This is a genomic window from Pseudactinotalea sp. HY158 (genome assembly GCF_009660225.1).
Taxonomy (GTDB): Bacteria; Actinomycetota; Actinomycetes; order Actinomycetales; family Beutenbergiaceae; genus HY158.
The window spans coordinates 2,997,507-3,017,773 of the sequence record NZ_CP045920.1; the positions used below are offsets into that span (position 1 = coordinate 2,997,507).

The 20,267-nt window shown below is 70.8% G+C and carries 14 protein-coding genes and 1 riboswitch; of the genes, 4 read left to right on the plus strand and 10 right to left on the minus strand.

The genetic code is table 11. From position 1 onward, the window contains the following. The first annotated feature begins 17 nt into the window (after window positions 1-17). Window positions 18-728, plus strand: coding sequence for a PIG-L deacetylase family protein (locus GCE65_RS13145; RefSeq protein WP_153878709.1), 711 nt, complete (start codon window positions 18-20; stop codon window positions 726-728). Between the two features lie 326 nt (window positions 729-1,054). Here GCE65_RS13145 and istB read toward each other — a convergent pair whose 3' ends face one another. The 7 genes from istB to GCE65_RS13180 form a co-directional block, all read right to left on the minus strand. Then, the gene (istB, locus tag GCE65_RS13150) at window positions 1,055-1,852 is read right to left on the minus strand and encodes an IS21-like element helper ATPase IstB (protein WP_153877410.1); all 798 of its coding nucleotides are present in this window, start codon (window positions 1,850-1,852) and stop codon (window positions 1,055-1,057) included. After that, window positions 1,849-3,420 carry an IS21 family transposase gene (gene istA / locus GCE65_RS13155; protein WP_194928711.1) on the minus strand — a complete coding sequence of 524 codons (1,572 nt, stop codon included), beginning with the start codon at window positions 3,418-3,420 and terminating at the stop codon, window positions 1,849-1,851. The genes istB and istA overlap by 4 nt, the downstream gene beginning before the upstream one ends. Window positions 3,421-3,587: 167 nt before the next feature. Continuing rightward, window positions 3,588-4,748 (minus strand): DDE-type integrase/transposase/recombinase, encoded by a 1,161-nt coding sequence (locus GCE65_RS13160; protein WP_228759955.1) that lies wholly within the window; start codon window positions 4,746-4,748, stop codon window positions 3,588-3,590. Window positions 4,749-5,179: 431 nt separating this feature from the next. Next, window positions 5,180-6,628: an IS3 family transposase gene (locus tag GCE65_RS13165; protein ID WP_153879285.1), complete on the minus strand. Its 1,449-nt coding sequence runs from the start codon at window positions 6,626-6,628 to the stop codon at window positions 5,180-5,182. Window positions 6,629-6,676: 48 nt separating this feature from the next. After that, on the minus strand, window positions 6,677-7,561 hold the full coding sequence (locus tag GCE65_RS13170) for a DUF559 domain-containing protein (RefSeq protein WP_194928712.1): 885 nt from the start codon (window positions 7,559-7,561) through the stop codon (window positions 6,677-6,679). Between the two features lie 444 nt (window positions 7,562-8,005). Further along, window positions 8,006-11,014 (minus strand): glycoside hydrolase domain-containing protein, encoded by a 3,009-nt coding sequence (locus GCE65_RS13175; RefSeq protein WP_194928713.1) that lies wholly within the window; start codon window positions 11,012-11,014, stop codon window positions 8,006-8,008. 227 nt (window positions 11,015-11,241) lie between these two features. Continuing rightward, on the minus strand, window positions 11,242-12,225 hold the full coding sequence (locus GCE65_RS13180; protein WP_153878712.1) for a malate dehydrogenase: 984 nt from the start codon (window positions 12,223-12,225) through the stop codon (window positions 11,242-11,244). 154 nt (window positions 12,226-12,379) lie between these two features. Here GCE65_RS13180 and GCE65_RS13185 point away from each other — a divergent pair, with 154 nt between their 5' ends. Further along, complete coding sequence (locus GCE65_RS13185; protein ID WP_153878713.1) at window positions 12,380-14,611, plus strand: NADP-dependent isocitrate dehydrogenase; 2,232 nt, start codon at window positions 12,380-12,382, stop codon at window positions 14,609-14,611. A 75-nt stretch (window positions 14,612-14,686) separates the two neighbouring features. Here GCE65_RS13185 and GCE65_RS13190 read toward each other — a convergent pair whose 3' ends face one another. Next, on the minus strand, window positions 14,687-14,962 hold the full coding sequence (locus GCE65_RS13190) for a DUF3017 domain-containing protein (RefSeq protein WP_153878714.1): 276 nt from the start codon (window positions 14,960-14,962) through the stop codon (window positions 14,687-14,689). A gap of 285 nt (window positions 14,963-15,247) precedes the next feature. Between GCE65_RS13190 and GCE65_RS13195 the strand changes: the two genes are divergently transcribed. Beyond that, window positions 15,248-15,958 carry a hypothetical protein gene (locus tag GCE65_RS13195; protein ID WP_153878715.1) on the plus strand — a complete coding sequence of 237 codons (711 nt, stop codon included), beginning with the start codon at window positions 15,248-15,250 and terminating at the stop codon, window positions 15,956-15,958. Window positions 15,959-15,967: 9 nt separating this feature from the next. After that, on the plus strand, window positions 15,968-17,236 hold the full coding sequence (locus GCE65_RS13200) for an NAD(P)/FAD-dependent oxidoreductase (protein WP_153878716.1): 1,269 nt from the start codon (window positions 15,968-15,970) through the stop codon (window positions 17,234-17,236). 66 nt (window positions 17,237-17,302) lie between these two features. Here GCE65_RS13200 and purH read toward each other — a convergent pair whose 3' ends face one another. After that, window positions 17,303-18,940 (minus strand): bifunctional phosphoribosylaminoimidazolecarboxamide formyltransferase/IMP cyclohydrolase, encoded by a 1,638-nt coding sequence (gene purH, locus GCE65_RS13205; RefSeq protein WP_153878717.1) that lies wholly within the window; start codon window positions 18,938-18,940, stop codon window positions 17,303-17,305. Further along, a riboswitch (ZMP/ZTP riboswitch) is annotated at window positions 18,913-19,004 on the minus strand. (Overlaps the previous gene by 28 nt.) Before the next feature lie 29 nt (window positions 19,005-19,033). Next, window positions 19,034-20,170 (minus strand): aromatic acid exporter family protein, encoded by a 1,137-nt coding sequence (locus tag GCE65_RS13210; RefSeq protein ID WP_153878718.1) that lies wholly within the window; start codon window positions 20,168-20,170, stop codon window positions 19,034-19,036. Window positions 20,171-20,267 lie beyond the last annotated feature (97 nt).

Sequence of the window (20,267 nt, forward strand, 5' to 3'; positions counted from 1 at the left end):
CGCCTACGGTGAGTGGCATGGAACTGCAACCACTCGACGAGGACTGGGAGCGCGCCGTCGCGATCGTGGCGCACCCGGACGACATGGAGTTCGGCGCCGCCGGGGCGATCGCCCGCTGGACCGCGCAGGGCAAGCACATCACGTACGTCATGGTCACCTCGGGCGAGGCGGGCATCGACTCGATGGCACCCGATCGGGCGGGACCGCTGCGGGAGCGCGAGCAGGTCGACTCGTGCCGAATCGTCGGCGTCGAGGACGTGATCTTCCTGCGCCGACCGGACGGCACGCTCGAGCACTCGCTCGAGTTGCGGGCGGCGCTGTGCGAGCAGATCCGGCGGCTGCGCCCGCAGATCGTGATGACGAACAGCTACCGGGAGACCTGGCCCGGCGGGCTGCTCAATCAGGCCGACCACATCGCCGTGGGCCGCGCGAGTGTCGACGCCGTGCGCGACGCCGGGAACCGGTGGATCTTCCCCGATGCGGGTGGCGGGCTCGAGCGTTGGGACGGCGTCCGCCAGGTCTGGCTGCCCGGCTCACCCGCCGCGGGGCACGCCGTCGACATCAGCGCCACATTCGAGGTCGGGCTCGACTCGCTCCGCGCACACGCCGCCTATATCGAGGGCCTCGGCGGCTTCGACCCGGCCGGCTTCCTGGACGCTGGTGCGACCGCCGCCGGTGAGCGCCTCGGCTGCCGGTACGCCGCCACGTTCGAGGTGCTCCAGCCCTGAGGGCGGGCTTGCCCCTCCCCGCCCCCTGCGGGGAAACTCGCCGTTGCGGTGGCACTGTCTTGTATCGGGACATGGGTGACAGTTCTGCATCAGGACATCGGTGACGTTTGATGTATCAGGACGTCGGTGACGGTTCATCGTTGATGGTGGTGGTGCGGGGGTGGAGGAGGGAGTGGTTGTTGCTGACGTAGGTGATGCCCTTGGGCGGCCAGAGGTGCTCGGCGAGTGTCAAGGGACAGTGGGACATCCCTGTGGGCGGACATGTGGGTTCCCTGCTGACGGACAGTTCATCTCCCTGCCTGCGGTCAGTTGATCTCCCCGGGTTGTCAGGTCAAGGGGATCACCCCGCGTCCGTTGGTCGCTTCGGTCAGTCGTTGTGAGGTGCCCTCGGTCACGATTACGTGGGCGTGGTGCAGGAGCCGGTCGACGGTGGCGGTCGCCAGGGTCTTGGGCATGATCGTGTCGAACCCGGCGGGGTGGATGTTGCTGGTGACCGCGAGGCTGCGGCGTTCGTAGGTGGCGTCGACGAGGCGGTAGAAGGCCTCGGCGGCGGCCTGTCCGGCGGGCAGCATGCCGATGTCATCGATGACGACGAGCTCGGCGCGGGTGATCTTGGCCAGGACCTTGCTGATCGACCCGTCGACGGTGGCGCGGCTGATGGCTGTGGTCAGCGATTCCAGGGTGAACCAGGCAACGGGCATTCCTTCGTCGATGGCCTTGTGCGCCAGGGCCTCGACGAAGTGGGTCTTGCCGGTGCCCGAGGGGCCGCTGATCGCCAGGTTCTCGCGGTGGTGGATCCATTCCAGGGTGGCCAGCGCGGACTGGGTCGGGGCCGGGATGGACGAGTCGTGCTCGCGCCAGGAGTGCAGGGTCTTGCCGGCGGGCAGCCCGGCGGCCTTGCGGCGGGCGGTCTTGGTGGCCTCGTCGCGGCCGCGCACTTCTTCGGCCAGTAGCACCCGCAGGATCTCGGCGGGATCCCACCGTTGGGACTTCGCCGTCGCCAGAACATCGGGGGCGGCGGCGCGCAGGTAGGGCAGGCGCATCCGTCGCATGGCCTGCTCCAGGTCGCTGGGCAGCGGTGGCGCTGCCGGCGTTGTCGTCGTGGTCACGGCGGTCGGACTCATCGGGTGGTCTCCTTGCTGGTGGTGAAGTTCGCCCAGGCAGTGGTGCCGGGCTGGGCCGAGTGGGCTTCGTCAGCGACGACCAGGTCGGTCGCGGTCGCCCCAACGGCCTGGTGGTCGACGATGGCGGCCAGGTCGCCCTCGCCGAAGCGGCCGGCGGCCGCGGCCACGCCCAGGGCGGCGTCCACGCCCTCGCGGCCGACGAGGGTGGCCAGCTGTACGGCGTCGGCCATTTTGGCGCGGATGCGCACTGCCCCGGCCGCGGAGGCCTCGATCAGCCAGTCGTAGGCACCCCGCCCCAGCGCGAGGAACTCCTCCTCCGCGGCGTTGCGGGCTCGTGGTTTCGGCGGTCGGGGCGCACCATCGGGCTCCTGCGGGTGGTCGGGGTAGTGCGCCAGGTCGATACGCGGGTTGCCCGGCGTGGACAGGCGGTGACGGGCGACCTCAACTAGCCCACGACGATCGGTGGCCCAGTCCGGCACGAGCGGCAGCGCGTCTAGGTCGGCGACGATGATCAACTCGGCCCCCGCGGCCCGCACCCACACTTCCTCCTCGACCAGCCCCGGCGGGGTGGAGTAGCGCACCGACCCGAACCGTATGGTCTGATCGGTGCCTACGCTGCGGGTCTCTCCCAGCGCCATCGTGTGCGGCGCGGCCGGCAGCATGTGCAACCGAGCCCGCTCCTCGATCAGCGCCTCGGCCGGTAACCGCGCGGACTCGCGGTGCTTGCGGTTGTTGACCTTGGTCATGAACTCCTCGCACGCCTGTTCCAACTGCGCGAAGGAGGAATACTGCTCGCGCAGGTTCGCGCCGGTAGGCACGATGTCAGCCTTGGCCAACCGGACCGTGGACTCCGTGCCGCCCTTGGACTCCGGGTCGTAGGGCACGCACGTGTGCACCTGGCTGCCGTAGTGGCGGGCGACCTGCACGATCTGCGGATGGCGTACCGCCACGCCGGCGACGTGCTCGACGCTGACCGTCTTGGCGTTGTCGGTCAAGATGTAGCTGGGCACCCCGCCCAGGCGGCGCAGCGTGGCATCCAGGCACGCGATCAGCGTCGGCAGCGTCTGGTCCCACACCGGAATGACCACCCGGAAACGTGACCAGGCCAGCCAGGCGCAAAACAGCCACGTCCGTCGCGGCTTCCCATCGGGCCCGGGCACTCGCGAGCCCTCGCCCCAGTCGAACTGAAGCCACAGCCCCGGCTCGGTGATCCACGGCCGATAGCTGCGCCGGTGCCCGGCCCGCCACGCGGCCTTGACCTCGGCGACAGCCCGCCGGGTGGTCCGCTCGGTCCCTGTGAACCCCACAGCGACGAGCCGGCCGTGGATAACGTCAGCGCGGACCTTGCCGTTGCCGCGCTCGACCCACTCCTCGATCTTGGGCATGTGCTCATCGATCATCCGCGGCCGGCGGCCCGCGCCGGTGACCGCACGGCCCTGATCACGGGCGGCGACGTACCGCCGCACCGTCTTGGGGTCCACCCCGGCCAGTTGCGCGGCCGAGTGCGCACTCTGTGTGGCGTCGTACGCCTCCAGAATTTCCATGATCTCCCTGTCAGACTTCTTCATGCGTCCCTCCGGTGGACTACTCGTGGTGGTTGAAGACCTCGAGCACATCCCCGGAGGGCCGCTTTCGCCGGGACCGACACGGCCCGATCCCATGGCCACAGACAGGGAGATCAACTGTCCATCAGCAGGGAAGTCCGTGTCCGTCTACAAGGAGGTTGGCATGTCCGCTAGCAGGCGAGGGTCTCGCCGTGCTGGTCTACGAAGCCGACGGTGGTCTCGTCCCAGGTGGCGAGGACGCTCTGGCCGGCCAGTCGGCTGCTGATCTGGAACTCGATTCCGCGGATCTTGGCGCTACCCGTGGGCCGGATCACCAGGAGGCGGCTACCCCGGGCGGCGACGGCACGCCGGGCCAGTGGTGGCTCTGTTGGGGGTGGCGTCTCGCCGATGGACGCGGCGATGGCTCCCTGCCCGGCGATCCCGCGCGGATCGGGCAGGAGTGGCTCGATGTAGGAGACCTTCGGCTTGGGAGGCTCGGCTACCGCGGTCGCGTCCCATGCGCGCTGCGGGGTGATGCGCCCCGGTAGGCCCTGATGGCCACGCTCGGTGTTGTAGATCCGGTCGAAGACATCGACCTGTGCCTGCAGCTCGGGCAGTGAGGACGCGATCGGCTGCTTGTCCAGGAACCGGAACAGGGTCTGGTGGAATCGCTCGTTCTTGCCCTGGGTGGTCGGTTTGTAGGGCTTGCCGGTGATCGCCTCCACCCCCAGGGAGGTGACGTATTCGACGAGTCGGCCCTGCCAGCCACGCCTCGAGGGGTTGAGGGCCACACCGTTATCGGTCAGTAGGCGCTGTGGCACGCCACGGGCGGCGATCCCCTTCTCCACCACGGCGATCGCGGCGTCGCTGGTCTCGGCGGCCGCGACGTGGGAGGCGACCGCGAGCCGACTGTGGTCGTCCTCGAGTTGGAAGATCACACATTTGCGTCCACCAGTAAGGACGTACTCGGTCGCGTCCAGTTGCCAGCACGCGTTCGGTGCCGGGTACACAAACCGCCGGTAGGCGGCCCGTGGTCGCTTCTTCGGCTCGACCCGGGCGACACCCTTGTCCCGGAAGATCCGCGCCAACGACGCCGTCGACGGGGAGGTCAAGCCCATCGCGACCAACTTGTCATGCACGCTCACAGGACCGTGGTCCAGGCCCGAGGCCTCGAGCGCGGCACGCACGTCCAGGGCTCGCTGCTTGGTGTCCTCATCGATCCGCGTCGGAGACGTCGCCGGGCGCCGCGAGCGGGGCTCCAACACAGCAGCCTGCCCCTGGCGACGGGCCCGTGCCCGCAGCACGTAGAACGTCTTGCGCGAAATGTCGTGCTCAAGACAGAACGTCGTCACCGCCCCACGCGGCGCATCATCGGGCCACCTCGCAATCGCCAGACGGACACGGGCATCAACAGGCTCATTCGCAGGCATCCGCTCATCAAACCCGCTGAAGTGTCACCACCAAGACCCCTCGAACTGTCACCGATGTCCTGATGCAGAACTGTCACCGATGTCCTGCGACATAACACGTTGCGGTGGCACAGCTTCTTTCCCCACCTCGCCCTGCCCACCTCGCGGGGAGACTCGCCGTTGCGGTGGCACAGCTTCTTTCCCCAGGTGCGGCCGCATCGGCCCGGCGTCGTGAAGCTGGGGAAGCTCGTCGTTGCGCAGGCACAGCTACTTTCCCCGCGATCCTGTGTCGACCATCAGCCGGCCGCTCGGTCGTCGATGCCGTGGATTCCGGCGCGCCGGAAGTTGTCAAGGTGTACGAGGCCAGTGCCCTGTTATGCGGCCTGTTCGTAGGCCGGGTTCGAGTCCTCCTTGGTCGATTGGTCGTGTTCATCGTCGGGCTGGTTGATCCAGGCCGCTGTGGGTAGGTCGAGGATCTTCGGGGCGTGGTTGGTCGAGAAGCGTTGGGGGTGGGCAGCGCGCGCGGCGGCGAGGGTGGCCTGACGGTCGGTCGCGATCTGATCGGCGTGGCCGTAGTGGACGTCTGCGGGGGTGTGGAGCCCGATCCCGGAATGGTGGTGTTCGTGGTTGTACCACTCGGTGAACTCGGCCATCCAGGCGCGGGCATCGTCCAGGGATCCGAACCGGTCGGGGAACGTGGGGCTGTACTTGGCGGTCTTGAACAGTGATTCCGAGTACGGGTTGTCGTTCGAGACCCGCGGGCGTGAGTGTGAACGGACTACCTGCAGGTCCTCCAGCAGTACAGCGACCGATTTCGAGGTCATCGAGGTGCCGCGGTCGGCGTGGACGACGTGGGGGATGCCGTGGATGCCGAAGACCTCGCGCATCATCTCCTCGGCCAGCGGGCCACTTTCACGGGCGTGGACGATGGCCCCGACGATATAGCGCGAGTAGATGTCGAGCATGACGTAGGCGTCGTAGTAGACGCCCTTGGCCGGTCCGGGCAGTTTCGTGATGTCCCACGTATAGACCTGGCCGGGGCCGGTGGCCACGAGCTCGGGGACCGTCCGGGCGGGGTGACGGGCCTGCCGGCGACGATCGACTACCTGGTCGTCCTCACGCAGGATCCGGTACATCGTGGACACCGAGCACAGGTAGACCCCTCGTTCGAGCAATGTGGCGTAGACCTGCATCGGCGTGGAGTCAACGAATTCCGGGCTATCCAGGACCTCCAACACGACCTCGCGCTCGGCACACGAGAGCCTATTGACCGGATCGGCCCGATCAAGTGGGGTCGGCGCCGGGCGGGCCTTGCCGTGGCGAGCGGCCGTGGCCCGGGAGATGCCCGTCAGGCGTGCCGCCTCACGGGTGGTGATGCCGGCACCGGTGAGCTCCTCGTGGGTGGCCATCAGCGCTTCGTGGGCCCGTGCCCGTCCTGCGCGCTCTTGGAGATCTGCTCCAAGAGCGGTGTGTGTTTTTCCCATGATCTCCAGGGCAGTACGGGTCTGGTCCAACTCGTTCTGGGTCACCTCCAACTGCCTGCGCAGCCGTCCGATCTCGGCCTGCTCCCGGTTCGGGCGACCGACCGCCTGACCGGGCTCCTTGCCCTCGAGGACGCCCGCATCACGCAGCCGCCGCCACTCGCTGATGGAGGCCGAGTGCAGCCCCTCGCGGCGCAGGTACGCTCCCGCGTCCCCGTCGGCCAGGGCCTGCTCGTAGGCCTGGACATGGGCGAGCTTCTGCGCCGGGGTGAACCGTCGCCGCTTCGGGCCACCGGCCCGGGGACCAGCCCCGGCGGGGTCCTCCTGACTGTTCTCGTTCATCATCTTCAACGCGTTCGGCATCATCATCGGATCGTTCCTAGTCTCACCCTACGAGTCATACTTGCTATGAGGACCTGGTCTCAACTCAGCCTGACACGTAGGGCGCTGCGCGAGCGCCGCCCGAACGAGTTCCACAACGTCGTCGGGCCGGGTGCGCACGTCGGTGGCGGGGATCCTCAGCACCTGCCAGCCGAGCCGAATGAGCATTCGGTCGCGTTCGCGATCACGCGCCTGCGCTGCCGGGTCCGCGTGATAGGCGGCCCCGTCGATCTCGACATCCAGCTTGAGCGGCACGTGCGCGAAATCGAGGATTGCGTGCCCGCCCTCGTCGCCCCACACCTCATATCGCCTGATGAAGGACATCCCGGCGCGACGAAAGAGCCGTCCGGCCTCCGCCTCCCGACCCGAATCGGATTCCCGATCGAAGACCTCGATCTCGCGCCTCATCGGGCTGAATCCGGGCACGTGTCTGGGCTCGGAGAGGCCGTCGTACAAGGCATTCAGTGTGACGATCTTCTTGAAGATGCCATCGTGCAGGACTGCCTGCAGGTCACGGCTGCTCAACGTCGCGGCCAGGTCGACGAGAGTGCGGACCGGATCGGCCACGACCAGCCCCGTCGATGTGCGGCGCGGCTCGGCCGGGAGCCGGGTGCGATGGATCTTCAATCCCGTCTGTGCGCGGACGCGCGTGGAATGCGGCAGCGTGACATGGATGGTCGCAGAGTACGGGCGATAGATGAGGCCGAGTTCGTAGGCCGCCGTGTCGTGACTCAGATACGCGTTCGGTCCGCAATACAGGAGCGCCGCGACACATCGACATAGCCGGGTCCGACGGGTGCCGGCGAGGCAGTAGACACCCGAATACACGCGCACCCAGAGCCCGAGCGCCAGCCGGTGCCGGATGTGTTCGTCGGTGAGGCCGGTGGCGAGCACCTGCCCACGGGCGATGAGTCCGTGCTGGGTGCGAAACAGGCCCGCCGCGTCCGCCTCGCTCTGCCGGCGGCGGGCTCGAGCCGGAGGCGACGGGGGTGGCGGTTCGCCGTGAGGGCTCGCGGCGTCCAAGGCATCCTCGAACGGGGCGGTCTTGAGATTCCTGGGTGTGGTCATGACACCAGGAGGCAACGCGAGGCGATGACCGCGCACGTGATGAGGGCGGAGCTGTGGACAGCGATGCATCACGGTGCAGTCTGGGCACAGAGGAGTTGCAGCAGCCGCCCGGTACCCCGCCAGTGCCGGGCCGCGGCACCACGACTGCGGGGAACATCGCCGGGGCACGGCACCAACGAATTTCCCCGCACAGGCGGTGAGAACGGCGAAGCCCCACCGGGCGCGCCTTGTGAGCACGCCCGGTGGGGCCGGGGTTCGTCGGACCGGCGATCAGGCCGACTGGCGACGCCGGAGCACGAGTCCGCCCGCGGCGAGCAGGAGGGCCGCGACGATCCACGCCGTCACCGTGATACCGGTGTCGGGCAGCTCGTCGAGGCCATCCTGGTCACCCGTCGGGGTGTCCGTCGGGGCGTCCGTCGGGGTGTCCGTCGGCTCGTCGGTCGGCTCATCCGTCGGCTCCGGCGTGGGGCCCGGTGCCGGCGTGACCTCGAGTGCGACCGGCTCGGAGGCGGACGGCTCGAGGAACGTCGGGTCGGACGGCACGAATGCCGCCGTCACCGAGACCGTCGAGGCCGGCGTCTCCGCGGGCACCGTCAAGGGGATCTCGATCGTGCCGGTCTCGGCCCCGATCGGGGCCTCCGCAACGACCGTGCCGTCGACGCGGAGTTCGATGGTTCCCTGCGGAACGGTCAGATCGGCGGAGTCGACCGTGACGGTTGCCGTGGCCGATGCGCCGGCCTTGATCGTGGTCGCGGACAGCTCGAGGCCCGTGGTCGTGGCGGCCGCATCGCTCGGGTGGACATCGGCGGCCCAGGTCGTGGGCGTCGAGCTCAGCCCGAACGAGATCTCACTCGCGTTCGCGAGGGTCTCGGCCTTCATCCAGCTGCGGCCGTAGGCGTTGCCGTCCACGGTCATCGTCTCGATGAAGGGGGCGGCGGCCGGATCGGAATCGGTCGTGATCCGCACCGGCTTCCCGTCGAGCCACACCGTGGCGGCGGGGAACATCGGCGACGAGATCGCCAGCCCGGCCTCGGAGGGAACGACCGGGAAGAGGCCGAGCGAGGCGAACACGTACCAGGCCGACTGCACCCCGAGGTCGTCGTTGCCGGGCATGCCGTCCCGGTCGGTGCCGAACGCGGTGGTCCGCAGCTGGCTGATCACGTACTGCGTGCCCGCCGGCTTTCCGGCCCAGTTGTAGGCCCAGGGCGCCTGGTAGCTCGGCTCGTTTCCCATGTAGAACGTGTCGGCGTCCTGACCGCCGTTGAGCTCGGCCAGCGTCGGGGTCGCGGTCAGCTCGTCGTCCATGGAGAACAGCGCGTCGAGTCGGTCGATCGCCGCCTCGTTCCCGCCGATGCCCTCGATCAGGCCGTCCCAGGCGTGCGCGAAGGACCAGAAGTAGTTCGGCTCCGTGGACTCGTGGAAGGTTCCCGTGCCGAATTCGCCCGGGACGCCGGGCTCAGTCGGTGCCACGCGCGAGCGCAGCGTGTCCGTCTCGGGGTCGAGGATGGTCGTCCACCAGCCGGCGCGGTCGTAGAGCACGTCGACCTGGTCGTCCGTGATCGTGACGTCGTCGGCGACGACGTCACGCACCGCCGCGAGGAACTCGGCGGCCGCGTAGTCGCTGTTGTAGCGCTCGATGTTCGCGCTCGTCCAGTCGCCCTCGGGGTAGTAGCCGGTCTCGAGGTAGTCGGCCATCCCCGCGAAGCTCGCGTTGCCGTTGCAGGCGCTCGTCTCGTCGAACGAGGACTGGCTGACGAACCGGGCCGCGGCGGCCAGGTCGAAGTCGCGTGCGCCGAACGCGTACGTGGCGGCGATCACCGGGAGAGCGTTGTCGCCGGACATGGGCGTCGAGTCGTCGCTCGCGTCCACCCAGTGCGGCAGCGCGCCGCACTGCAGGCCGTCGACGATCGTGGACTGCGCCACGTCGCTCGCCACGTCCGGCGCGAGGAGCGCGAGCAGCTGGGCCTGGGTGCGGTAGGTGTCCCAGAACGACAGGCTCGAGTAATGGGTGTCGTAGCCGCCGGTCTCGCCGTTCGCCTTGGTGTAGTCGTAGTCGGAGACGTTCACGGTCTCGCGCTCCTGCACGTAGCCTCCGCGGTCGGGCTCGCCGCTCAGCAGCTCGGGGGCCTCCATGCTGCGGAACTCGCCGTTCACATCGGAGTAGACCGTCGGCGAGCCGAGGGCCCGGTACAGCGAGGTGTAGAACTTCACGAGCTCATCCCGCTGCTCTTCGGTCAGCGCGTCCGGATCGGCGGCACGGTCGACCTGCACGGTGTTGAGGCGCTCGTTCCACAGGTCGTCGGCCTGCGCACGCACCTGATCGAGGGTGGCGGTGGGCGCCTCGGCCGCGAGGTTCTCCTCGGCGTTGGCGATGGAGACCGAGGAGATGCCCACGCGCAGCGTGAGCGTGGGGTCGTCGGCCGGAACGTCGTACTGGAGCACGGTCGAGCCGTCGACCACGGTGTTGACCGTGGACTCCGCACCCTCCGTGTCGTCGGTGTCGTCCTGAGCCTCGAGCGTGCGGTCGAGCTCGGCGTAGAAGTAGACGTTCGAGTTGTACGGGGTGCCCCACGGGGTGCAGAAGGCCGGGGCGACCGTCTTGCCGGTGAGCACCGTTCCGTCCTCGGACACCTCGAGCGAGACGTTCTCGGGCGAGATCTTTCCGGCGTCGTTGCGCGCGTTCGAGTTGGCGTTGAGGCGGGTGTCGAGCGAGAAGTACGCGGAGTCGGCGTCCGGGTAGGTGAAGGTGGCGACCCCGGTGCGGGTCGTGGCACCGAGCTCGACCTCCACGCCGCTGTCGAGCGTGACGGAGTAGGCGCCCGGAGCGGCGGACTCGTTCGCGGTCTGGAACTCGGCAGCCTGCTGCGGAGCGCCGGCGGCGTTCGTGACCGAGGTGGCGTCGGTGCGCGGCAGCATGCCGACGACGCCCTGGCCCGGGCAGCCGGGCCCGTTGATGTGGGTGAGGCTGAAGAAGTTGATCCGCCCGGAGGTGGCGCTTGCCGGCAGGATGTAGCCGCCCGACCCGTTGTAGTTGCTCCGGGACATGTCCGGGCCGAAGGTGACCATACCGAACGGGACCTTGGCCCCGGGGCTCACGTTGCCGGCGTAGCCGCTGGTCGAGGAGACCGCGGTGCCGATGTGCGGGTCGACGTACTGGGTGAGGTCGAGCGGTTCCCCGGCCTCCCAGTCGGCGCCCGGTTCGGCCGTCGCGGGGGCGACGGCGGCGGTCGCCACGAGCGCGAGCGTCGCGCCCGTGCCCAGGACCCGCCCGCGCCACACCGACCCGGATGTCGGCCGCCTGCGGCCGATGGGTCGACTAGTACTACGAATCGACATACTCGGAAGCTCCTTTGATCAGGTCTGTTCCACATCGACACCTGACATCGATGTCAGACGATGCTACCCGAGCACCGGCACCGCGACGACCACGCGCGAACGGCGGGACCCACCCGAAGGTGAGCCCCGCCGTCCATACGCCTGCGGGCGAGGCCCGCAACCGGCTCGACTCAGATGAGCCCGAGCCCGCGCACCGCGTCCCGCTCCTGGCCGAGCTCGGCCACGGAGGCGTCGATCCGGGCGCGGGAGAAGTCGCCCACCTCGAGGCCCTGGACGATCTCCCAGGCGCCGCTGGCGGAACGCACCGGGAAGGAGGAGATGAGCCCCTCGGGCACGCCGTAGGAGCCGTCGGAGACCACCGCGGCCGAGGTCCAGGAGTCCGCCGGGGTGCCGAGCACCCAGTCGCGCACGTGGTCGATCGCGGCGTTCGCGGCCGAGGCGGCCGAGGAGGCGCCCCGGGCCGCGATGATCGCCGCGCCGCGCTTCGCCACCGTGGGGATGAACTCCTCGGCGAGCCAGGACTCGGCGACCAGGTCCGCAGCAGGGCGCCCGCCGACCGTGGCGTGGAAGACGTCCGGGTACTGGCTCGCGGAGTGGTTGCCCCAGATCGTCAGGTTCTTGATGTCGGCCACGCCGGCACCGGTCTTCGCCGCGAGCTGGGAGAGGGCGCGGTTGTGGTCGAGTCGGGTCATCGCGGTGAAGCGGTCCGCGGGCACGTCGGGGGCGTGCGAGGCGGCGATGAGGGCGTTCGTGTTCGCCGGGTTGCCCACGACGAGCACCCGAATATCCTCGGCAGCACCGTCGTTGATCGCCTTGCCCTGCGGGGCGAAGATGCCGCCGTTCGCCTCGAGCAGGTCGGCACGCTCCATGCCCGCTCCGCGCGGACGGGCGCCCACGAGCAGCGCCACGTTCGTGCCCGCGAAGCCGTCGGAGGGGTTGTCCACGATGTCGATGCCGGCGAGCAGCGGGAAGGCGCAGTCGTCGAGCTCCATCGCGGTGCCCTCAGCGGCCTTGACGGCCGGCGGGATCTCCAGCAGCCGCAGCCGGACCGGGGTGTCCGGGCCGAGCAGCTGACCGGAGGCGATCCGGAACAGCAGCGCGTAGCCGATCTGGCCGGCGGCGCCGGTGACGGTGACATTGACGGGGGTGGTCATGTCGAGCTCCTATCGACGAGTGCATGGGCCGGGAGTGACGGCGGTCGCCCGGGAGGTGCGGTCACCCACGATTGCATCACACGGCCGGACCCGGTAGTCCCGCGTGAGATATCTTGATGTCAAGCAATCCTATAGCCGACCACCAGGAGTCTTCGTGACAGAGTCGACGATCATCTACACCCACACCGATGAGGCCCCGGCGCTGGCGACCTCCTCGTTCCTGCCGATCATCCGGGCCTTCGCGGGCAGCGCGGGTGTCGAGGTGGCCACGCGCGACATCTCGCTCGCGGGGCGCATCCTCGCCCACTTCCCGGAGCGCCTCACGCCCGAGCAGCAGGTGGGCGACGCCCTCGCCGAGCTGGGCGAGCTCGCCAAGCACCCGGGCGCCAACATCATCAAGCTGCCGAACATCTCGGCGTCGGTGCCCCAGCTCAAGGCCGCGGTCGCCGAGCTGCAGCGGGCCGGTTACGACCTCCCGAACTTCCCCGACTCCCCCGCCACCGACGCCGAGCGCGACGTGCGCGCCCGCTACGGCAAGGTCATGGGATCGGCCGTCAACCCGGTGCTGCGCGAGGGCAACTCCGACCGCCGCGCGCCCGCCTCGGTCAAGAACTACGCCCGCAATCACCCGCACTCGATGGGCGCCTGGAGCCCGGACTCGCGCACGAACGTGGCCACGATGGGCACCGACGACTTCGCCTCGAGCGAGCAGTCGGTCGTCCTCGCCGCCGACGACACCCTGCGCGTCGAGCTGCGCGGCGCCGACGGCACCGTGACCGTGCTCAAGGAGGCGATCCCGGTGCTCGCCGGCGAGATCGTCGACGCCACCCGCATGGACGCCGCAGCTCTCGAATCCTTCCTCGCCGCCCAGGTGCAACGCGCCGCCGAGGCCGGGGTCCTGCTGTCCGTGCACCTCAAGGCCACGATGATGAAGGTCTCCGACCCGATCATCTTCGGCCACGCCGTGCGCGCCTACTTCTCGGGCGTGTTCGCCGCCCATGGCGACGACCTCGCGGCCGCGGGCCTGAGCCCGAACGACGGGCTCGCCGCGATCTTCGCCGGTCTCGACGCCCTGGACGACCAGGCGAAGGCGACCGAGATCCGGGCGGCGTTCGAACAGTCACTGGCCGACGGCCCCGACCTGGCGATGGTCGACTCGGACCGGGGCATCACGAACCTGCACGTGCCCTCGGACATCATCATCGACGCCTCGATGCCGGCGATGATCCGCACCTCCGGGAAGATGTGGGGCCCCGACGGCGGCCAGGCCGACACCCTCGCGGTGATCCCCGACTCCTCCTACGCCGGGGTCTACCAGGCCGTGATCGAGGACTGCCGCACCCACGGCGCCTACGACCCGGCCACGATGGGCACGGTCCCGAACGTCGGGCTCATGGCCGCCAAGGCCGAGGAGTACGGCAGCCACGACAAGACCTTCGAGATCCCGGCCGCCGGGGTCGTCGCGGTGCTCGACTCGGCGGGCACGGTGCTCATGCAGCACGACGTGAACGCCGGCGACATCTGGCGCGCCTGCCAGACCAAGGACATCCCGGTGCGCGACTGGGTCAAGCTCGCGGTCGACCGCGGCCGCGCCACGGGCGACCCGATCGTGTTCTGGCTCGACGAGAACCGGGCGCACGACGCCAACCTCATCGCCAAGGTGAACGACTACCTGCCCACCCACGACACCGCCGGGCTCGACATCCGCATCCTCTCCCCGATCGAGGCCACGCGGCTCTCGGTCGAGCGGATCCGGGCGGGGCTCGACACGATCTCGGTCACCGGAAACGTACTGCGCGACTACCTGACCGACCTGTTCCCGATCCTCGAGCTCGGCACGAGCGCCAAGATGCTCTCGATTGTGCCGCTCATCGCCGGCGGCGGGCTCTTCGAGACCGGCGCGGGCGGCTCCGCGCCGAAGCACGTCGCCCAGCTCGTGGCCGAGGACTACCTGCGCTGGGACTCCCTCGGGGAGTTCCTGGCGCTGGCGGTCTCCTTCGAGCACCTGGCGAAGACGACGGGCAACGCCCGCGCCCAGGTGCTGGCCGACACCCTCGATGCGGCCACCGGCACGTTCCTCGAGGAGAACCGCTCGCCCGGGCGCAGGCTCGGCACGACCGACAACCGGGGCAGCCACTTCTACCTTGCCCAGTACTGGGCCAAGGAGCTCGCCGCCCAGACGGGCGACGCCGAACTGGCCGAGCTGTTCGCCCCGGTCGCCCGCGCGCTGACCGAGAACGAGGAGACGATCACCTCCGAACTGCTCGCCGTGCAGGGCAAGCCGGCCGACATCGGCGGCTACTACCTGCCGGACGAGGAGAAGGTCGCCGCCGTCATGCGCCCCTCGACCACTCTCAACGGCATCATCGAGGCGCTCACGAAATAAACCGCCGACCGGTGGATGCGGCCCCTCATTCGGCCTCTCCAGGGGCCGTATCCACCATTCGGGGCCGAACGCGCCTCAGACGTTGTCGGCGGTGAGCCCGAGCACGAGGATCGCGACGCCGATCCCGGCGAGCAGCACGACGTCGAACGAGCGCGACCGGGAGGCGATCCGGTCCGCCCACGACGTACACGCCCGCACCGCGGCGAGCACGAGCAGCTCCGCGCCGAGGATCGAGATGCCGGTCCGCGCCCCGAGCGTGAACGAGGCGGCGATCATCACGACCACGCCCGCGACCGCGAGCCACAGGACGGCCGTCCGGCCGCGCGCGAGGGTGACGGGGTCGGTGCTCATCACGGGCCAGGATACCGCCGGTGTCGACGCCCTGGTCCAGCATGGCGCGCACACACCGGTCGCCACAGAACGAGGAGTGACACGATGGGCGACCTGAGAAGGGAGACGGACGATGTGGCACTCGAGTAGGACGCCTCAGCTGGGTCGGCATGTGCCCGCGGCCCTGGTCACGGCGCTCTTGCGCATCGGCGCCACGTGGCGCATCCCACTCGCCGGTCGAGATCTCCGGGCCATCCTCCCCGCAGCGCCGGCCGCGGATGCGTCGACCATTCCCGCGTGCGGTTCATGACCGATGCGCATCGCGGAGTCCTCGGGCTCCGGGTTCGCGCCCGGGGGCGCCTCGCGCCCGGTTCCGGCACGCGCCCGTTACACGAGCCGTTCGTCGGCAACCGCAGCATCCGGCTCGCCGGCGACCTGCCGGCCTCGGCCGCGGAGCTGCCGGTGCAGGTGTCGGCCCGCCTCACACCGGACGGCCTCGTGGCCACGGCGGTCCGCCCCTGCGATCCCGCCGAACTGGCCGATCCGCACCCGGCGAACGTCCTGCGCGGGCTGCGCCGCCGGATCGACCCCGGCCTCGTGTCACCGGGCGCCGATCCCACGTCACCGCGACTGACCGCCGCCCTCGACGAGTTGCTCGCCGCCGGCCGGATCCGCGACCGCACGCGCATCAGCCTCGCCCGCGGGGTGCGGGTGCTGGTCGTGGTGGTGACCGGGGGCGGCGTTCGGGAGGAGCTCGAGCGGGTCGACCCGCTCGGGGTGAGCGCCGTCGTCCTCACTCCCGCGCGCTGGAGCGGGGACGAGGAGGTCGAGGCGCGCGCGCTGCTCGACCTCATCCCCGAGCCGGACGTCGTCGCGAGCGGCAGGGGAATCACCGCTCACGGCGATGTGGGCCTGCTCCTGCGCACTGTTCACGCCCCGACCGAGCCGATCTCCGCGGCGCTCGCGCGGCTGCCGGCCGGGCTCGTGACGCTCACCAACTGGATCGAGCCGGACTAGGTTGGAGGAGTGAATCGGATTGTGATCGTCGGCGCCGGCCTCGCGGGACTGCGCACCGCAACGGAACTACGGGAGCGCGGATACGACGGCGAGGTGGTCGTGATCGGCGACGAACCGCATCCGCCGTACGATCGCCCGCCCTTGTCCTCCGAGCTGCTCACCCGCGCCGAGCCGCTCTGGCTCGCCGACGACCTGGGCACCGCCTTGGCCGACGTGGCCGATCGGGTGATCACCGGCCGCGCCGCCCGCCTCGAGCCGGGGGCCGAGTCGGTCGTGATCATGGACGACGGCGCTCGCCTCGAGGCGAGTGCGGTCGTGCTGGCCATGGGGTCGGCGCCGGTTCGTCGCTGGCCCGAGCCGCTCACGCTGCACACGCTCGAGGACGCGGCGCTGCTGCGCGCGGCACTCGCCGCCCCGGCGCGCCTCGCGATCATCGGCGCCGGCTGGATCGGATCGGAGGTCGCCGGGCAGGCGGCCGCGGCGGGCCACGAGGTCACGGTGTTCGAGGCCGGGCCGGCGCCGCTGGCCGACCACATCGGCGTCCGCGCCGGGGACTACACCCGGGCCTGGCACGAGGCCGCCGAGGTGGACCTGCGCACCGACACCCCCGTGCACGCAGTCGACCCGGCGGGCGGCACGGGCGCCGGCCTGCGCGCGATCGTGCGCACCGGGGACGGCGACATCGAGGCCGATGCGGTGCTCGCCGCGACCGGGGTGCGACCGAATACCGACTGGCTCGCCGGCTCCGGGATTCCGGTGACCGAGCGCGGTTTCGTGCCGGTCACCGTCGACGGCCGGGTGTCCCCGCGCGACGCAACGGTCGAGGCCACCGGCGCGGATACGCCGCGGGTCTGGGCGGTGGGCGACGTCGCGCTCCGCGACCACCCCCGGCACGGCCCGCTCGCCGGCGGCCACTGGTTCTCGGCGCTGCGCGATCCGGCCGGTGTGGCCGCGGGGATCCTCGGCCCGGAGCGCGCGGAGCCCGCGCCGAACCTGCTGGCCCCGGAGGTGTTCTCGGACCAGTTCGGCCACCACCTCGAGCGGATCGGGGACCTCGCGGGGCCAGGCGGCACCGAGGTGCTGCGCGGGGATCCGGGCGCCGGCTGGACGCTGCTGCAGATCCGCGAGAACCGGCTCGTGGGCGCGATCGTGGCCGACTCCCCCCGGGACACCTCGGCGGTGCGCAAGGCGTTCCAGCGCGCCGGCGAGGACTACCCGAGAATCGACCTGGACCTGGCCACCGACCCGGCCGTCCAGCTCCGCAAGGCCCTGACGTAGCGACCCCGAGCCACCCCGGTCGGCGGGCTCGGGGCCGCTGCCGGCGTCGGCGCGCGACGCCCGGGGTCAGTGCGCGAAGTGACGCGTGCCGGTCAGGTACATGGTCACCCCGGCGGCCGTGGCCGCGTCGACGACCTCCTGATCGCGTACGGAGCCGCCGGGCTGGACGATCGCCCGCACCCCGGCGTCCATGAGCACCTGCGCGCCGTCGGCGAAGGGGAAGAACGCGTCGGAGGCGGCCACGGAGCCACTCGCCCGCTCCCCCGCCCGCTCGACCGCGAGCCGGCACGAGTCGACGCGGTTCACCTGCCCCATCCCCACGCCGACCGCGGCGCCGCCGGCGGCGAGCAGGATCGCGTTCGACTTGACCGACCGCACGGCCCGCCAGGCGAACGCGAGGTCGGCGAGGGTGGCCTCGTCTGCGGCCGCGCCGGCGGCGAGGGTCCAGTTCGCGGGGTCGTCCCCCGCGGCGTCGATCCGGTCGACCTGCTGGCTCAGCAGCCCGCCCGCGATCTCACGCTCGGCCACGGCCGCCCCGGCCAGCGCGGCACTGCCGGCGACCGTGAGGATGCGGATGTTCTTCTTGCGGGAGAGGATCTCGAGCGCCGCCGGCTCATAGCCGGGCGCGAGCACGACCTCGGTGAACACGCCGGCGACCTGGTCGGCCATCTCCTCGGTCACGACGGCGTTCGCGGCGATCACGCCACCGAACGCGGAGACCGGATCGGTCGCGTGCGCCCGCGCGTGCGCCTGGGCGATCGTCTCCCCCACGGCGACCCCGCACGGGTTGGCGTGCTTGATGACGGCGACGGTCGGGGTGTCGCCGTGGTCGTGCGCGGCGCGCCAGGCGGCGTCGGCGTCGACGTAGTTGTTGTAGCTCATCTCCTTGCCGTGGAGCTGGGTCGCGCCAGCCAGTCCCCCGCCGCGGGCATCCGTGTACAGGGCCGCGCCCTGGTGCGGGTTCTCGCCGTAGCGCAGCACGCGCGAGCGCTCCCAGGTCGCACCCTTCCAGCCCGGGAAGCCGGTGCCCTCGTCGTCCGGGGCCACGACCGTGCCGAGCCACGTGGCCACGGCCACGTCGTAGGTGGCGGTGTGGCGGAACGCGTCGACGGCGAGGCCCGCCCGGTCGCGCGAGTCGAAGCCGCCGGCGGTCACCGCCGCGAGCACCGCCTCGTACCGGGTCGGGTCCACGACGACGGCCACGCTCGCGTGGTTCTTCGCCGCTGCACGCACCATGGACGGGCCGCCGATGTCGATCTTCTCGATGCAGTCCTCGACCTCGGCGCCGGAGGCGACCGTGTCGGCGAAGGGGTAGAGGTTGACCACCACGAGGTCGAACGGGGCGACCCCGAGCTCCTCGAGCCGGCGCACGTGCTCAGGCAGGCGCCGGTCGGCGAGGATGCCGGCGTGGATCTTCGGGTGGAGGGTCTTGACCCGGCCGTCGAGGCATTCGGGGAAGCCGGTCACGTCCTCGACACCGGTGACGGGAACACCGGCCGCGGCGATGGCCTGGGCGGTCGACCCGGTGGAGACGATCTCGACGCCGGCCTCGTGCAGGCCGGCCGCGAGTGCGGCCAGGCCGGTCTTGTCGTAGACGGAGACGAGGGCGCGGCGGATGGGTAGGCGGTCGGACACGACGAGACTCCAAGGATAGGTGTGGCACCGGTTCGGTGGTCCACCGCGGCCCAGGCGATCGGCTCGCATCGGAGGTCAGGTCGTGGCCGCTCCCAGGTGGTGCTCCACCTCAACGCCAGTCGCGGCCGGTCCCATCGTAACAACTCCCCGGCGGGGCCCCGGTCAGTCGGCCGGCGGGGGCTCGTCGCGGGCGAGGAGCGCGGTGGCGCTCTGGGAGCTGAGGCCGGTCGCCTGGAGGAGGTCGACGGTGAGCGAGCGCATGATGATCACGAGGGTCTGGAGCCGCCAGCCCGCCTCGTCGAAGCGCTGGGGCGCGAGCCGGCCGGCGACCCCGGCGAGCGTCTCGCGGGCCGGCAGGGTGCTCGTTCCCGATCCGAGGGCCCGGCCGAGCTCCTCGGTTCCCTCGGCGATCCGGGTGAGCCAGGCTGAGATCCGCTCGTCGCCGCCGGCGCTCATCGCGGTCACGCCGCGGCGGGCGATCACGCGGGCGTTCCTCATCGCGCGGTCGGCGAAGAGGTTCGCGTGCTGCAGGTCGGCGAGTTCGGGCTGATAGTGCCGCGAGGCCGGGGAGATCCGTACGGACTGGCGGGCGTTGCGCACAACCTCGGACCATTCGTCGAGCACGCCCTGCGTGGCGCGCCCCGCGATGAGCGCGTCCCGGATCGGCTGCTCGTCACCGGTGGCCACGCCACGGGCGAGCAGGCGCAGCAGCTGGGCCAGGTCGCTCGTGCTCGCACGGGCGAGCTGACGGGCACGCCGCCGGGCGTCCCCGGGGGTCAGCGCGGCCACGAGGAGGGCGAAGCCGCCCCCGATGAGGGCGTCGAGCCACCGTCCGGCGGCCCCGCCCGTGGCGCTGATGACGGGCAGGGCGACGATGACGATCCCCTGCACGCCGGCCTGCACGGTGAGCATCGCGCCGCGGTCGACGAATCGGGCCAGGAGCGCGGCGACGAGAATGACCACGACGATCTGCACGGGCCCGGTTCCGAGCCCGGCGGCGATGAGCTCGCCGAGGGCGACGCCGAGGGTCACCCCGATCGCCAATTCGGCGACCTTGCGGATCTGCCGACTCGGGCTGAAGCCGAGGCACACCCACGCGGCGATCGGCGCGAAGAACGGCTGCTCGTGACCGAGGCCGTAGTGGGCGACCGCCCAGGCGACGCCCGCCGCGACGGCCGCGACGAGCACGGGCAGGGCCGCGGACCGGACCCGCCGTCGCCCCTGGCGCGCGTGTTGACGCGCGAGCACGAGCAGGCGTCGCCGGTCGAGTCGCTCCTCCGGCTCCCCCGAGATGGTCATCCCGTCATGCTAGGGCCGCGTCCGACCCGACCCGGCATGCCGCCTCCGACGGCCACTCTCACAACTTGAACATCAGTTCACAAGGTCAGACATACTA